17 protein-coding genes are annotated in these 15,752 nt (G+C 59.0%); 5 read left to right on the forward strand and 12 right to left on the reverse strand.

The window, feature by feature from the left end; translation table 11 throughout:
• Nucleotides 1–263: 263 nt before the first annotated feature.
• Nucleotides 264–569 (forward strand): hypothetical protein, encoded by a 306-nt coding sequence (locus tag MA04_RS21010; protein WP_233926100.1) that lies wholly within the window; start codon nt 264–266, stop codon nt 567–569.
• Nucleotides 570–578: 9 nt separating this feature from the next.
• Nucleotides 579–1,019, forward strand: coding sequence for a hypothetical protein (locus tag MA04_RS21015; protein WP_233926099.1), 441 nt, complete (start codon nt 579–581; stop codon nt 1,017–1,019).
• Between the two features lie 200 nt (nt 1,020–1,219).
• Here the strand turns inward: MA04_RS21015 and MA04_RS21020 are convergent, their stop codons facing one another.
• The 12 genes from MA04_RS21020 to mobH form a co-directional block, all read right to left on the reverse strand.
• Nucleotides 1,220–1,684 carry an RES family NAD+ phosphorylase gene (locus MA04_RS21020; protein ID WP_233926098.1) on the reverse strand — a complete coding sequence of 155 codons (465 nt, stop codon included), beginning with the start codon at nt 1,682–1,684 and terminating at the stop codon, nt 1,220–1,222.
• A complete protein-coding gene (parS, locus tag MA04_RS21025; RefSeq protein WP_233926097.1) occupies nt 1,681–2,130 on the reverse strand; it encodes a type II RES/Xre toxin-antitoxin system antitoxin in 450 nt (149 codons plus the stop codon). The genes MA04_RS21020 and parS overlap by 4 nt, the downstream gene beginning before the upstream one ends.
• Nucleotides 2,131–2,752: 622 nt before the next feature.
• Nucleotides 2,753–3,730 carry a hypothetical protein gene (locus MA04_RS21030; RefSeq protein WP_233926096.1) on the reverse strand — a complete coding sequence of 326 codons (978 nt, stop codon included), beginning with the start codon at nt 3,728–3,730 and terminating at the stop codon, nt 2,753–2,755.
• 403 nt (nt 3,731–4,133) lie between these two features.
• Entirely contained in the window at nt 4,134–4,790 is a 657-nt protein-coding gene (locus tag MA04_RS21035) for a DUF2857 domain-containing protein (RefSeq protein WP_233926095.1), read from the reverse strand.
• Entirely contained in the window at nt 4,778–6,376 is a 1,599-nt protein-coding gene (locus MA04_RS21040) for a ParB family protein (RefSeq protein ID WP_262462679.1), read from the reverse strand. Before MA04_RS21040 ends, MA04_RS21035 begins: the two co-directional genes overlap by 13 nt.
• Nucleotides 6,366–6,581: a hypothetical protein gene (locus tag MA04_RS21045; protein ID WP_116028118.1), complete on the reverse strand. Its 216-nt coding sequence runs from the start codon at nt 6,579–6,581 to the stop codon at nt 6,366–6,368. The genes MA04_RS21040 and MA04_RS21045 overlap by 11 nt, the downstream gene beginning before the upstream one ends.
• Complete coding sequence (locus MA04_RS21050) at nt 6,578–7,468, reverse strand: DNA adenine methylase (protein ID WP_233926093.1); 891 nt, start codon at nt 7,466–7,468, stop codon at nt 6,578–6,580. The genes MA04_RS21045 and MA04_RS21050 overlap by 4 nt, the downstream gene beginning before the upstream one ends.
• On the reverse strand, nt 7,465–8,274 hold the full coding sequence (locus tag MA04_RS21055) for a hypothetical protein (protein ID WP_262462682.1): 810 nt from the start codon (nt 8,272–8,274) through the stop codon (nt 7,465–7,467). Before MA04_RS21055 ends, MA04_RS21050 begins: the two co-directional genes overlap by 4 nt.
• Nucleotides 8,264–8,914: a hypothetical protein gene (locus MA04_RS21060; RefSeq protein WP_233926091.1), complete on the reverse strand. Its 651-nt coding sequence runs from the start codon at nt 8,912–8,914 to the stop codon at nt 8,264–8,266. Before MA04_RS21060 ends, MA04_RS21055 begins: the two co-directional genes overlap by 11 nt.
• Nucleotides 8,904–9,716: a ParA family protein gene (locus MA04_RS21065; RefSeq protein WP_233926090.1), complete on the reverse strand. Its 813-nt coding sequence runs from the start codon at nt 9,714–9,716 to the stop codon at nt 8,904–8,906. Before MA04_RS21065 ends, MA04_RS21060 begins: the two co-directional genes overlap by 11 nt.
• 450 nt (nt 9,717–10,166) lie before the next feature.
• Nucleotides 10,167–11,114, reverse strand: a complete 948-nt coding sequence (locus tag MA04_RS21070; protein ID WP_262462684.1) for a tyrosine-type recombinase/integrase — start codon at nt 11,112–11,114, stop codon at nt 10,167–10,169.
• A gap of 98 nt (nt 11,115–11,212) precedes the next feature.
• A complete protein-coding gene (gene mobH / locus MA04_RS21075) occupies nt 11,213–12,991 on the reverse strand; it encodes a MobH family relaxase (RefSeq protein ID WP_262462686.1) in 1,779 nt (592 codons plus the stop codon).
• Nucleotides 12,992–13,418: 427 nt separating this feature from the next.
• Between mobH and MA04_RS21080 the strand changes: the two genes are divergently transcribed.
• From MA04_RS21080 to MA04_RS21090, 3 genes are all read left to right on the forward strand, one after another.
• Nucleotides 13,419–14,651 carry a S1 family peptidase gene (locus tag MA04_RS21080; RefSeq protein ID WP_233918416.1) on the forward strand — a complete coding sequence of 411 codons (1,233 nt, stop codon included), beginning with the start codon at nt 13,419–13,421 and terminating at the stop codon, nt 14,649–14,651.
• An 83-nt stretch (nt 14,652–14,734) separates the two neighbouring features.
• Nucleotides 14,735–15,079, forward strand: a complete 345-nt coding sequence (locus MA04_RS21085) for a hypothetical protein (RefSeq protein WP_233918415.1) — start codon at nt 14,735–14,737, stop codon at nt 15,077–15,079.
• Between the two features lie 282 nt (nt 15,080–15,361).
• Nucleotides 15,362–15,646, forward strand: coding sequence for an RHS repeat domain-containing protein (locus MA04_RS21090; RefSeq protein ID WP_233926268.1), 285 nt, complete (start codon nt 15,362–15,364; stop codon nt 15,644–15,646).
• The last annotated feature ends 106 nt before the right edge of the window (nt 15,647–15,752 follow it).

Below are 15,752 nucleotides of genomic sequence, written 5' to 3' on the forward strand. Positions count from 1 at the left end.
GTGCCCCATCAACCATTAAATCCGTATACCCTTTTAAGTTTCATCACCAAATCCCTCCCTCCGACATGTGTTGTCAGCGAGAACCTTAACCAGCGTGACGTGATGGACAACCGAAAATAGGAGGGGCGCGGTGTGGTGTTTTCCTTTTGCTTGTCGCGATCAGAAGGCCAACGATGATAGGACGCTTGAGCTATGACTCGATATGACGACGCAGCGCCATCTCATTTTTGGGAGGTGCTTTGGTTGTGAAGTAGGAGGGTGCCATGAATCATCGTCAACAGGCCATCGCAAAGACCATCACGACTTTGCTGGCGCTTATGGAGCAGACACGGCCGATGCAGGCTCTACACGCCTCTATAGAACAGAAGATCAATGCGGAAACGGTCGTGGCCTATGTGGGTCAAATGTATTTGTACGACGTGGACGGGGAAGAGCACGCTGTTCGTTTGGAGGAGCTCGAAGCCGATCCGATTTCAGCAGATGAAATCGGCCAGGTGGCTCAGGCGTATCTCTCCGAAGTGGTTTTGTCAAAGATATTGAGCGGCCAGTCTATCGAACCCATAAGGTGAAGAGGAAGGATGGAAGATCGGGGTATTGAGTCAGTGGGAGATGCCCTCGGCGTATTGGTCATTGCCGGGCTTGCCGACCCTTGCGGTGATATCGGCTCGCAAGGTCGTTATGGGCTTCTCTCTATCCCATGGGAATGGGAAAGGTTCAAATGCGGTATTTCTCACGCCGTGAAAGCCGATAAAGGCACCGCCACAGTGGAAGGTATCAACCCTGCTGTCCAGTTCGTGGGAGTGCGGTGCTGGATATGCATCTCTCGGGAAGCAAAATACCCCCTTCTTCGACTGATGAGGGGGGAGGGGGCTGAAACTGTACGGCAGCAGGCGGCGGAAGTGATCAACCACCTGTCTTTAGCGGATCATGAGGCCAGTATTGCCTGGCCTATCGCCGACCCTGACGATGACGGGGCTATTGGAGAGTTGGAGCAGCGCCTGCTTCAATTGTTGAAATAACGGTCAAGCCATGCCAAAACCGCATTCTCGACATAAGGATGGAGTGTCACGTCTTCTTCAAGACGGGCACAGCGACTTGTCAGTTGAATCAACGACGTCATTGCCAAACTCTCGAATGTACTCAGGCACGCCAACCTTTATCTTCATGTGTGGGTGTAGGGCTGTTTTCATTTTCGCCTCACATCGCGTGTAGTGAGCGGCTACAAACGGGCGTCGGGCTGGAAGGGGATTTCCCGGGCTTGACGGATGATCGCCGCGAACCTGGGGTGAGCAGGATTAAGCAGGTAGTTGCGCTCGCGCGGCACCACGACACTGGGAACTACGAGAGCCAGACTGTCTGCTTGATTGAGCCAGTCGTCGCCAATCTCAGCGGTAGACGGTGGTGCAGGTTCTTCCCTCCAATCCTTGGGAAGTCGGTCTACGGGCAGTGCCTGGATCGCGGCTTCGGGTAGAGGCACTTCCAATAGCATGTAGTGTTGCAACAGGGTGTAATCGTCGAGATGCACCATGACCTCAAGCATGGCGAGGGATTCGGAGCCGGCCAAATAGACACAGGGGCGACCGCGGCTGTTCCAACGTCCGCCATACCGGCGCGCGCCTTCCCCGTCAAACGCCGTCGTTCGCCATTTCTTCTTCAGGAGTCGATACGCGAGGACGGTACTCATACGACGACGCCGTGTTCGAGGCGCCCAATGAGATTCAGAACCGCCTCGGCCTCGGCAGAGGTGGCGATCATTTCCACAGGACACCTACCGCCCAGGCCGCGAACCGGATTGAGTAGCCACTGCCGAGCCCGGGCTTTGTCACCCTCGAACAGGTCTGTTGCCGCTTTCAGGACTTCCGCGAATCGGTACAGCCGGTCACCTTCATCGATCTTGAATCGGCCGGATTTGGCCCGGCGTTGCAGCGTCGCCTGGGGGATGACCACATATCGGGCTAATTCCTTGTGCTCAATGCCCGCCACTGAGGCGAGTTTGGTGTACACCGTGTAGGGCAAGCCGTCGCGCAGGATCCGATGCAACTTGGCGCCGCGGGGCGGAATCCCCACTGCTTTCCAAAATCGAGCGCCGCTGCCCGGGATGGTGGGTGGGTTTGGATCTGCAGAGGCCATGGCGTGTCCCCGTTTTTCAATTGATAGGATGTCACGATATCAAATGAGTTATGGCTCGGCAACGATGGATTGTTGTGATCACAGAACTACGGTATTCCGGGCGATGCCGCGCAGCGGCATGACAGGCGGCACACCGATCGCTTGATCAAGGCGGGTGCGGTGGGCCGCCGGCGCCTCGGCCCCGGTGTGGATGAGGGCCTCGGCCTCTGGCCCGCCCAGTCTGTATAGAACCAAACGCTATAAGAACACGATGGACAGGACCGAAACCCGGCCCTCCACACTGTATCGCGATGTTGTCAGTGCGCAGCACTGACCCAAAAAAAGCGCTTTTCCCAGATGGAGCCCCTTGGGGCGACAGCGGGGCCTTCTCCAGGCAGCCCTGCTGCCTATAAGACGTTTTTAAGTTGGGAATTAATGACCGCCATTTAAGCCGTTACCCTCCCGTCAGTTAATACCGTTACTTTCGAGGTTATCCACAATACTTCCGAGCCAATGGTCCCGTTTGGAAGGGCGGGCCGGCCTTTGCCGGCAAAAAAGGACGTCTATTGGGCGGTATTGGCGCCAAATCATCGTGATGGGGGGATGGGAAGGGGAATGTAGCCGTCTGAAGGCAATAGAGGACCTAGCGCGTCTGTAACCAAGCCAGCGCGGCACGATGAACGGCATCGGGAGTGAGGGTCGGATCCTGGATCATCACGTCGGCGCATTTCAACGTGTAGGCGCGCCGCGTCTCTTCGTTCCAGTCCGCCCAGGTGAGTGGGGGACCGGTGGGTGGGGACTGCGGCGAGGCGGCGCCGCCCACCGAGCCGTGCCGCTGGCGTTTGCCGTCATCGAACACCGTGCCGTTGCGCATGAGCAAAAACTTGGCGTAGTTCGATGAGGGTCGGGATGGATTACCGCGGGCCCATTGGGCGGCTTTTTTCTTTAACCGCTGACTGGCGAAATCGCGGGCCCGTTTGAGGGCTCTTTTGGAGATCCCCAAGGCATAAAAGAATTCCGGTTTGACCGTTTTCAGGGCGACGAAGGTGCGCCATTCGCCGTCCACGAACTGACACACTTGGTGGGTCTCCAGCAGGCCGGCGACGCCGATATCGGACCAGGCGGCCTCGGCTACTCGGGTGGGGGTTTCCCGCTTTCGTTCTTTGTCCGGATGGCGTTCAAGCTCGTGAGCGGCTTGATCTTGAGAGTCTGGGCTGGTTTGCGCTACCGACGACGAGACGGAACGGCGCCGAACCCCGAGCCTCGCCTTCTTGGATAACGCGGTCAGTGGCACGGGCCGAAAGCCCTCGGCGGTGGGGGTACCCACCCGCAGGCTGGCCAGATCCAACTGCCGAAGCACGGCCAGCAGCAGGCGCAGACAACTGTCCCGGCGTTCCACCCGTTGTTGGCGCAGGCTGCCGTTGGCGTAGTTCAGTGAGGGCAGCACCTCGGCGGGCCAATACAGGTACGCCATCAGGCGCTGCGCCACGTCCTTGAGCAACGGCGGCAAGTGGGTGTCGAGGATCAACGCATGCAGGCAGTCCCGCGCCTTGGGCACGTACTTCACCCGGTTGGGAAGGCCGCCTTGTCGATGTTTGTCAGGCGTCAGCTCAAATCCCATGGCCTCCCTCCCGCGAGCGCGGGAGAGGGGGCGGGGACCTGAACGGCCGCCTCCCTCTCTCGTTGCCACAAATGCAATAAAATCGACACTTGCAACACGCTCGCGGGAGAGATAGTCTCCGAGAAAGCGAACGTGTCCGTGTCCATATCGAACGTGTTCGTGTGTTTGTAGATGTGATTCGATAAAACGCTGGCGGCGTTGATGTCGATCTGAAAAATAGCGGCTACGTTCTTGGCGCCAACCCGGAACGTGGCCGTTTTTCTTTGTGCGTCTTTTAAACGCAATGTAGAAGAAAGCGCGAACGCGCGGGCGCTGCCGGCCACGGGGTAGGGCGCGTGCCAAGTCGCACACGCCCTACCCGCCATACGGCGGTGGCACCGAAGAGGGAAGAAAAGGACCACCGCTATTGCCCCACGGCTCGCCGCGATCCGGACTCTGAGCGTGTGGAACGTGAATCTCGCTGCGAACCCCGCTTGCCAGCCCGCTGGGCCGAGGGCACCGGGCACTCGCTCAGGATGCGATAGATCACCCTCAGATCCCGACCGGTCCTCTCCGACAGTGCTAGCCAGTCCTCGGGTGTCAACTCCGCAGGATCCTGGGCCCCACAGTGGTTCTTCCATGCCCGCCAGACCACCTCAATGGTGGCCTCATCCGGATCGGGGGGCCGGCCGGGGCCGCGAGTGAGCCGCACGGCGCGGCGCAGGCCGGTGTATTCCCGGACGCCCATGCTGTACAGCGAAGCCATTAGGTCCGCCGGCGCTTCGCGACGCACCAGCTCCCGCTTTAGGTGCGTTCGTTCCGACTCCCGGTGTACTTGGGCAAGTAACTGCCGGAAGGCACCGCGATCCAGGCGTACCTGCAGGACGTGTCCATGCAGCTGGAGATGATGGGACAACAGCGTGACCGTCTCGATGGTGAGGCTCTGGAGAGACCGTAACTCTTCTTCGCCGAACCCCAGATCCCTTAGCGCGGCATAGTCGCCATCGTGTAGACATTCGGCCGCATACGTTAATAGCGCACGGGTTAACTGCGCCTCCTTGTGCCGCATCAGGATATCCATGGTTCGCCCTCCGTGACCGAATGAATGGACCGAACGAGTGCCACCAGCTTGGTGAAGGACTGCCATTGCGTGTCGGACCAGCGCAGGTACAACTCAGAAGCCAGGTGGAAAGGGTTGAAGGTGGGAACGTGATCGACCCAATCTGGAGGCAGGTGATCGGCCAGTGCGGCTTGGTTGGGGTGCTGGCCAGCGAGATTGGCAAGCTGCCACCACACACAGGCGGCGTGCCCGTCCGCCGGTTCCGGCAACAGCACGAAGCCGAACCCGCTTTCGGGCAGAGACAGCGGTTCAGAAAGGCCGGCATCCGCGGCGATGGCCGCCGCCAGATCCCACGCTTGTGCCCGTAGATCAGCCGGATCGGTGGCGGCGGATTCCTCTGCTGGGTTTGTTGGGCTGGATGAGGTGACGGGCACCGACGATGACGCGGGTGTCTCAGTAATGGGCACCCTGTCCTCATCTTGGGAGGTCGTTGTTGAGGGTTGCCCGGGCAGATCGTCCTCAGTACCGAACGACGGAAGTTCAGGACCGTCGTCGTCTTCCGTGTCGTCGCTATTTTCCTGAGTGGACGCCTCGCCGACGTTGCCGGCATACCCGTAATCATCAAGACTCCCCGAACCGGTTGTTGCATCCAGGAAGTCCAGATCGTCCTCGGTGTCGTTGTCGGGCACGAGGATCTCGCCACCGTCCAAGGCGGCCCCGAGCGCCAGGCTGGCGCGCCCGATATCGCAGTCGGCGGATACGGAAATTTCCGATTCCAGCTCCCGCCGGATGTGGTCCAGATCGATATCGCTTTGATCGTTGCGGGATACGACGGCGGCAAACACACCGTCCACATCGTCCCCAAGCCCAAACGCTTGGCAGACGTCACGAAACGCATTGTGGAGCCCGCGCAGTCGCTCTACCTGCGGACGGCCCATGCCGTTATCCAGCGCGGTGGGAATCAACGAATAGAGGACATCGACGGCGTAGTTGTACCAGCCCAGGAGAGCCTTACTGACCTGATAGCCCCGCTCTCGTAAAAGATCAGAGAATTCGCGCAACGACAGGGTATCGTCCTGGTTCCGCTCTTCCCGGATCAGTTCCCGGACGTTCCGGATCGCGAGAGCCCGATCAATAAAAATGAGATCCCCGCGCAAGTCGTTCTCTTTCAGATGTGACAGCAAGGTGCGGCACTCACTGTCCCAGGGTTTAAAGATGACCCAGGTCTGTTTGAACCGCTCGTTGCCGGTTTCCTTCCAGAGCTCCTGCAGGATGCACAGGCGGGTATTGCCGCCGGCACTGACCATGTACCGCGGATCCGGGTCGCCGGGCCGCTTTGTGACCACGAGCGGGCTCTCCAAAGGGTCTTCCTGATCACCAGCCGCCAGGATCGAGGCTTTAATCTCCGCGTATTTGCTGTTGCGGTTACGGCGCGGATCGTGGTCGTACCGGCGGATCTGATCCACGTCCATACGCATCGGCGTACTGGTGATCGGGTCGGTGGAGGGCGTCGCGGTGCCGCTGCCGTTTTTCTGATCACGCCGGAATAACGGTGTGGCGATCAGAGAGGCCACGTGTTCGGAAGAGGGCCGTTTTTTACTCATCATCCACCTCCCGTTTTGCTGAGGCGTTTTGATCGGTGTGCATGGCCGCCCAGGCCACCGCCAAGTGGATGGCGGGAATACGCCGCTGGCCATGGCGGATCGCGGCGATTGCCAGCTTGGGTGCCGTATGGACGATGGCTGGGGCGGCGCCGAGGGGGCGCACCTTGGCTTCGACGATGCGAGCAATGACGGGGTTGGATACGTTCATAAGGCGATACCTCCCGTGCGATCAAAGCGGTCGGAACGATGAAAAGAATCAAACAGATCCAGCTGAGCGAGGCCGTGTTGAGCCTGGGGGTTGAGCCAGAGGCACTCGGTGCGGGATGTGGAGCCGAAGCGGCTGGAGCCGCTGGTGGCGAGGGACACGTGATGCCAGCCGGGCAAGCACTGGTCGTACAAGGGATGGGCGTAGCCGGAGAGGAGTACCATCCCCGTGAGTCCCTGAAGGACATCAAGAAGGACCTCGTGGTCTTCTTGAGTCAGTTCATGGCGGTAGTAACGGGTACCGCCGTTGGAACGGGTTTCAGGCAGGTAAGGGGGATCCACATAATGCAACGTGGTGGGACTGTCGTGATGGCGCATCACATCGATGGCGGGCCGATGCTCGATGACCACATGAGTGAGTCGCTCCGTGACGACCGGAATCAGCCGACTCACTCGTGACCAGGCTTGAGCCACGCCCAGATAGGCACTATCTGGCTTAGTGAACGTTCGCATGCCGGTGCGGCCACGGGTGGCGCCGGCGGAGCCGAAACTGAACCATGATCGCACCAGGGTGCGGCGGGCTTGTTCAATCGGCAGGTCTGAGGGCCGCTGTGCTTGCTCGAACTCTTCGCGGGCGTAGGGGGTGAATTGGCATTGCTGTGCCAGCACGCGGGCGTCATGGGGATCGCGCAATACCCGGAAGAGATTGACGATCTCGCCATCCAGGTCGTTATACACCTCGGCCGGCGCCGACGGTTTACTCAATAACACGCTGGCGCCACCGCCGAAGGGTTCAACGTAGACTTGGTGGGGCGGGAAGTGCTGGATCAGCCAATCGGCAATGCGGAACTTGCCGCCGTGGTAACGCAGGATCGGGGCCGGGAGGGTCATGAGGCCCCTCCCGCCACCCTCAACGCGGGCTGAGAGGACACCGTGTATGAACGGCTATTGTCATCCAGGGCATCGATGTTCACGTGCCTGACCGTGAATGACAGCACCCAAACGAAGGGATTGGCATTCCAGGGACGGGTGCTATTGAGGTGGTTCCACAGCAGCGCAAAAGCCGCTTCGGGTGATGCGCCGTTTTGCCCGTCGGTGACCGACCAATTTTCCCACCGCAGCAGGCCACCCCCGACACGTTGCACGCCTTCTGCAATGGCGTCGTCTCGCCGAAGCTCCTGCAGCCGCTCCACGCGAACCTGGGTCAGCGTCAACGTGAACCGGCTGAACCGTCGAGGCATGTACCGAGAGGCGCGCCAGCGCAGGGGCCAACCGAAGTAGTGCTCCGACAGATCGGTATCCTCATCCAGGTAGCGGATGTGGTCCACGGCCCCCAAACAACCTGGTGTGCGGATGCCAACACGAGGCGTGCCTTCATACGCCACGCAATGCCGCTCGACCCCGTCTTCGTGCTGCTCCATTAGGCTGGCCCAGGGTTCCTTCACCCAGAGGTGAGAACCTGGACCGCCGTAGGGGCAGGGCAGCCACTGACGGTCTCCCGTTTCCAGGTGCTGAAACGCCACGCCCAGCTGCCCGGTGGTATCGAGCGTCACCGCCGCGTGGAGCGGCACCCAGTGATCCGGATCCTGATTAATACCATCCAGGCCTTGCAGGCGTCGGGTCTGCGTCTTGTGGCCGGCGTGCAACGCTTGAATCAGCGGCGGAATGAACGAGATGAAACGCTGCTTACGCACCATGGTCCGCCCCTCCATGCTGCGCTTGGCGGCGGCGGGCGGCATCGATGACGGAATCCAGGTCGCCGGCCAGCAGGGTTCGTAGACGATATTTGTAGCGGAGCGCCCCAACGGTCACAGCGCTGACGCGGGCATCGTGCCTTAACCAACGATAACGGTCGGCGTCGCGTTGTAGAGCGGATAGTTCCTGTTCCTTGAGCGCATGAGGCGGGGTTGACGTCTGCGTCATGACAACGAGTTGTTCTTCGGAAACGTCATAGGCGTCATGTTGGACCTGGTGCTGCGACGTTCCTTCCAGTGTGCTGGACGCTTCTGGATTGGACGACTCGAACAGAAAGTCCGCGATTCGACAGGCGGTTACCTCTGCCTGATCGATACGCTCAAAAAGGTCCTCGATCTCGGCGTCGTCCCGGGGACACAGGGCGATCGCGGTCAGGGCGTGTTTCGCCTCGTGCAGCAGCGCCCGTTCTGGCGTCGCGGGGCGCTCGACCGGGCTGGATTCGACAGCTTTCTTGATGGCATTGAGCGCGTTATGCCAAGGGGAGTTATCGAGGCTAGCCTTGCCAATCTCGATACCCAAGTGGACCGCGATCGCCGAGGACATTTCGTCCAACAACTCTTCGAGGGAGGGTTTAAATCTCATCACGAAGCCCTCCCAAATCGATATGAGGGAACACCTCGCGGACCAGAGCGGACAGGGTTTCCAGCGCAGAAGGGGCAGCGCCGCGACGCCGGCGTTCCAACCGATGGACAGGCACCTGGGCGGTGGCCGCTTCGCGGTACACCACGGTGGAGGGCACCACCGTATCGAGCACGGAGATGGCGCCGCGTGATTCGGCGAACGTGGCTTTACGAAGCGTATCGGCCACTTGGCGCGCGTCTACGGTGTGGTCCATGCGGTAGAGAAGGCCATAGAGATGACCGACCGGAGCCCCAAGATGCTGCATGGGCTGCAGCCGGTCCAGCATGCCCAGGGTGCCGCGGGCAAATTCGCGGGCGGAAAGGATTTCAGGGGGGATGGGCGAAAGGAGAAGATCTCCCGCCAGAACACCGACATCTTGCAGTGGGCCTACGGCCCCTTGTGTATCGATCAGGACGACGTCATATCCCTCCAGGGCACGCAATGCGGTGCGCATGCGAATACGGCCGTCGGGCGTATGCAAGATCCAGTTTTCAAGACTCCCCTCGGGATCATCACTGATGACGATGTCCAGATTGGGGATGGTGGTTTGGCTGATGCAGCCCTCGACACTGCCGCTGGTGACCAGCTGGTGCAGGCCGTAGGGGGATCGCTCAGAGAGGGGGTAGTAGCTGGAAAGGGTGGGTTGGATATCGGCATCGACGAGCAGAACACGTTGTCCTGCGTCAGCCAGAATGCCCCCAAGGTTGGCGGTGGTGGTCGTTTTGCCGACCCCGCCTTTGGTGGAACAGATGGTCACTATCATTGGACACCTCTATCGAGTAGAGATGTCCGATAAATGAACTTAATTCATGGTCAGGACTCTGAACGTGAAGATTCTAACCACAACAGACTTAAAATCTGTCGGCTTCACGGCCGTGCCGGTTCAAGTCCGGCTACCCGCACCAGGATTCACAGGTGCGTCAGGATACCTCTAAATCTTGGCAACCAGTCGCGCCGGGGCCTCTGTCCCCGGCTTTTTTATGGTTCATCGCGGATTACCGGCCGTGCCGGTTCGAGTCCGGCTACCCGCACCAATTTCGTAGGTGCGCCAAGACACCTCTAAATCTTGGCAAATTGCCGCCGGGGACTCACTTCCCCGGCTTTTTTTTGCCTGCGGTGTCATGACGCTTGCCACTTGGGTAGCGTTGAGTTCTGACCTTCCGTCAAATATCGGACATCAAGTTAAGTGTTGGAAAGCCCAACACGAATGCTTTTAACACGACCGACCAATGGGGCGCAAGCTGGGGAGGTGGGACACCAATCCACCGAGCTGAGCAACGTCGGGGTGGATGTACCCCATGGTTGTCTTGATATTGGTGTGCCCGAGCACGTCCTGAAGGCCCTTCAACTGACCAGTCGGCGCTAGGTGTGTGGCCATGGTATGCCGGAGACGGTGGGCGGAAATGGGCGTGCCCAACTCTTTCGTCAGATCCTGGAAAAAGCGGGTAATGTGATCCGGCGTCAGCACTGAGCCTTCGTACCGCGGATTAAACAGAGTACCGTTGAAGACTTGTTCATCGGGCAGCGGAGCGCGCCCCAATACATCGCGTGTGCGTTGCTCCAAGTAGATTAAATCCTGAATCAAGTCATCGTGAAGAGGGACCGGCCATTCCCGTAATGTTTTGCTGGTCTCGTAGCGCAGAAGAAGGTATTTCTCGTCGAGATGGAGGTCTTTCCATCGGATCCCCGGAAGCTGAGAGCGCCGCAGTCCCGTAAAGAAAAACGTCCGGACAACGATCCCCCAGAACCATCGGGGCGCCATGCCCTTTGACGTGCCGCGATGACGTGTCAGCAGGGTCATGACCTGGTCGAGGAGGGGAACCGCCACGGTCTTGGGTAACCGGCCCGGTTCGGGGGCAGGGGGGACTTCCTTGAAGGGGTTGGACATAACCCAAGCGCGTTTGGGGTGCATGGCGAAATTGAAGAGCGCGCGCAGGTGCCGGCGATGCATATTCCATGTCGTCCGCCGGACAGTCCGTAGGCGCAGATTGCGCCAGTCGATGACCGCATCCTCTGTCACCTCATCGATGTATTCGATGTCGGTATTGTTGAGCCAGCTTTTTACGGACGTCCGGTACATGAGGACGGTGTCAGGCTTTAGCAGCTTGAAGCGAACATAAGCCGCGCAAAGATCGTTAAAAGTCATCCTTGAGGGAAGCATTTTGTATTCCTCCGTGATTGGGTTGTGTGTGAAGGGCACGTCCGTGCCCGGGCAAAAGGTTATAGTGTTTCGGTCTGTAACTTGATATGACGAAATGACTAAGCCATTGGTAGTAAGTTGACCGCCGGATTGGGTGGCGGCAGCGTCAGCCCCAGCTCGCTGACCTCGGTCTTTGAAATCAAATACACCTTCATCAGGGCCTGCTTCCGGGCGCCGCTGGCCTTGCAGGTCCAAATGTTCATGTTGTCGTGGGTCCGTTGGTGCAGCTTCAGCTTCTGGAATCGCTTCTGGACGTGGTTCCAGCGCGCCGGATCGAAATCCTTGAAGATGCCCGGGGAGACCAGCACCAAGCCCTGTTCGACGACGTGAATGCGCGCCTGGGGGGTATTGATGGCCAGCCGGCCCATGGTCAGGCCATCGCGTAACCAAGCCAGAAACTGCTTGCCTGGGTCGCCTGACGCCTGATCAGCTTCGTTTTTTATAGGTGACGGTGGGGGCGACGCCGGCGTGGTAGGCCTGGGATTGGTTGGCGAACTCGTGTTCGCTTCAACCTGTTTGCCGGGGTCCTCGGTTACCCCTTCGCTGGAGCCTCTGTCGGTGTTGAGATCCATTGGTAGCGGCAACGACAGGTCGTCAGCGATGTCTTTGCCGTCATGGCTATCCGGATGGCCAGTGGACGCGGGTATGGGCGGTAGCGGTAAGTCCGGCGCATTGGCATGCACAGGCGGTGTTTGTGAGTCTGGTGCCGATGGGCGGCGCTCCTGATCAGCTTCCTCATCGGAATCCACTTCCGTCGTGGGTTTGGTGGTACTGGGTTGGACGGTGACGCCGGTGCCTGAAGGGCGCTGATCCGGATCGGGCCAGATCCGGCTGAGGTCGATCTTCAGGCAGGTTAACGATTGGCGCCAGTCATCAATGGTGATGTCACAAAGCCAGATGGCCCGATCCTCATTCGGCACCACAATCCCATGCTGTTGCAGCTCATCCATCACGCGGCTGTTGCGAGTGGGGATGCCGGGTTGGCCTTCCTCGATCAAATGCACCAGCAGCGCATCGATGGTGCGTTTGGATACCAGCCAGATGTGGTGCTCATCGGTAAAGCCCGCCGCGCCGCGGCGATTGAGGGGTAGTTCTCCAGAAGTGATGAGGTGCCGCAGCCCGGTGAGCAGGCGTTCGGCCAAAGGCTTGACCCGCGTCGTGGGCATCTGGGGAGTGACGCCACCGGCCAGGTTCTCCGCAACGGAGCGTCGGTCGGCTTTGGCGATGATGGCGCCCAAGGGGCCGGCGTCTTCCATCGCGCCTTGAATGGCCGCAAGCCAAGCGTCCAGCAGGGTGGGGGCCGAGGCCAGCCAGTCCAGGCCGTGTTGCGGCAGCAGGATGGGGGCGAGCAGTGGGGCGATTCGCTCGTGCTGCCGGTGGATACGCCCGCGCCGGAAGGTCATTTGATACTGGCAGCAGTCGGGCATGGGACCAGATACGGGCGTCCAGGCGTGGTTCGAGCCGTTGGCGAAGTAAAGCGTGATCTCCTGGTCCACCACAGGTTTCCCCAGGTCGTGGAGCAGGGCGCCCGTAAAGCACGCGTAGGTCCACAGATCCTGTTGGCTGGCTTGCTCTTCGGGGCTGGCGTTTGGCGGCAGCAAGATACCGCGTCTGAGCAGAAGAGCGTTGTGGGCCACTTCCAGGCCGTGGCGCAGCAAACCGCCTGGCCCAGCGTGGTGGTGGGCTTCCGATGCGGGGAGCAACTGGACCAGGGCCGCGAAGCGATCGAGCAGCGCCTGATACAAGCGCTGCCAGTGTGATTCGGGGACACCGGCCAGACCTTTCAAGGTGGAGACCAGGCCGTTGTGCGGCGACAACAGCGCTTCCGCGTCCTGCACCTCAAAACGGCCATGAGAAGGCCGTTGAGGTACAGTGGCGTCATTGGGCGCCTGGAACCAGCGCCGAACCTGTTGGAGTGTTGTCCGCATCATGCGGCGGACGGTAGCTCTCCTGTGGCGCTGGAGGGAGGGGAAATAGGGACGGGGCCTGTTGGGATTGTTGGTTGCGAATTACGTTGAATGTCACTCTTCGGCCTGGAATGTGAAGGGCGGTGTGATCTAGGAGGGGTACTCTTACGTGAAATGGAGGGGGTAGGTGAACTTTTTGTGATCGAGGGAATTCACGTTGAGACAAGAATGGGGGACTGATAAACCTACTTCTGTCCGCTGCGGTAGACCACTTTTCTGTAAACTGATCCAGAACCAAAAGCCGATGGCGGATCGTGAATGAATGGAATCTTCATAACTCGATGCAGAGGGCGTTCTTATGTGGAAAAACATATTGAAAGGAAGCGCGCTGGCCGCTCTGGTTTGGTCCGTTTCCGGAACACTGATGGCTAATGAATTGACGCCAACAACATTTGAACAGGGGCTGAGAACAGAAGCGGCCCGATTTTCAAAGCTCTATAACATCAGCGAAGACGAAGCGTTGCATCGCCTGACATGGCAAGCTGCGGCGGGTGATGTGGTCGCACGTCTGCGGGAACAATATCAGGGTCGTCTGGCTGGGCTATACATAGAACATTCTCCGACGGAACGGATCGTTGTTCGCTTAAAAGGGAGCGAGCTGATCCCCTCTCAATCCTACAACGTGGCGGACGAACGGGTGGCGGTGGAGTTTGTGAGCGGTGCAGCACACACGCAAGCGGAGCTTCAGCAGGCGATTGCCACGAACTTGGATACCCTCAAAGCGACTTTTTCAGGCCTACAAGGGACTCATACCGATCCGAGAACGGGAGAAGTGGTTCTGACTGTTTTGGGGGGTGACGAAGAATCACGCCAGATGAGGCTGCAAGTAGCGTCTGCTGCTCGGCAACTCGGCGTACCTGTTCGGATTCGGGCCATCCCGGTTCCTCTGGAACGACAAGCGGTTCGAGGTAGCGGTAGTCTGGATATGGGGTGTACTACTGCGTTCGTGGTCAAACGAACCACTGGAACGACAACGGGCGTCACCACGGCTGCCCACTGTGGGCCCGGAAGTGCCAACTATAACGGGGTTGACGGCGCCTCCGCGACCCTCACTTATCAGTCCCGGTCATTTACGGCCAGTAATGATGAACAGTGGTATACCTCGGCCGCTACGGAAGAACCTAAGTTTTATGCAAACTCCACGACAACGCCACGAACTTTGACAGGGCGACGCACCCAAGCCAGCACAGCGGTGGGGAATAACTTCTGCCACTATGGATCGACGACAGGTTATAGTTGTGGTGACGTGGACGCGACTGACTTTCAGCCGACCTCTTATACCTGCGGTCCAGCCTCGAATCCGGTGCCTTGTGATGCCACTTGGATCTCGATGGTGCCGCCGAGCTCTGGAACCGGCTTGGCCTGTGCGGGAGGTGATAGCGGTGGCCCCTGGTTTGTGAGCACGGTGGCAACGGGTATTCACTCCGCTGGCGCCTCAACGGGGACCGGGATTGGGGATTGTCTTCTGGCGGTGTATCAAAGCACTGACCGACTATCATCCCTGGGACTCCAGCTACTGTATGGTCCCTGAAATGGGGGTTGCTCTCGGAGTTCTCGGTGCTTTTTCACGCTGGGAGCCCCGAGAGGCGTCGATTTAGATGCGGTGAAGGTTGAATGAAAACGTCTTCTTCATTATTAAAAATAGGCGCTGTCATCGCTACGGTTGCGATCCTGATCGCCGTAGGTAGAACAATGTCTAATGAGATTGCCCCTGTTCACGATGCCGTCGAGCTCAGAAAAGCTATCGATCTTCATAAAGCGGCACTGCGAGAGCTCTTTCCGACATTGCAGGGTATGGCGACCGACGCAGAGCAGGGCGGGGTGGTCCTTACTGTTCGATCGGAAAGCGGAATCATGAATGAGGCAGCAATGAAAGAAGAAGCGGAAGCGCTTTTGGGGGTTCCGGTGAAAGTACGACTCCTTCCTGTCGAACTGCGCCAGCAGTCCCCAGTTCAGTAGACCTTACACTCGTCAGATCAGCCCCTCTTCCTCACGCGTTCCGGTCCGTTGTCTCGGGGGTACCGCTCATCTGGATTCGTGTTAAACCACCTGAATGAAGGTCGTTAAGGCGTGGTCGGTGTTATCGGGCATGTCAATTTCATGTTGATTCAGAAACACGGTTGGGGGGGCAGAAAGCCACGATTGCTATATTGGTAATTGCTTAAATACGCAGTGGCCAGATCAGCATATTGAAACTTGAGCCGTATAAGATCGGGGTTTTCAGGACTGCTAGGTGCAAGGATGAAAACACCAATCCGATTTTTAAAAACGCTTTTGGGCCTGACCGTGTTGTTGTGTGGTCTGGTTAATGCGGCAACCTATTCCTATGACGCCTTGGGGCGCGTCATCTCCATCCAGTATGAGAACGGAACCCAGGTGACTTATCAGTATGACGCCATGGGTAACCGTACCGAGGTCGCCGTCGTACAGGGTGATGAGGAACCCGAAGAGCAAGTCTTCGAAGCCACGATTACCGTGCCCAGCAAAGTGGGCCGGCCTGCCATCAACTTACGGACCTGGCGGTGAACGGCCTCGACGGCGTTAGTCGTGTAGATGGCGGTGCGGACATAGTCCGGGTACTAGCCCTTTGCCTTTTGCCATTGTAGTGGTCAAGTGATCTTGGACAGTTTCC

It is taken from the genome of Alloalcanivorax balearicus MACL04 (assembly GCF_025532145.1).
GTDB classification, from domain to species: Bacteria; Pseudomonadota; Gammaproteobacteria; order Pseudomonadales; family Alcanivoracaceae; genus Alloalcanivorax; species Alloalcanivorax balearicus.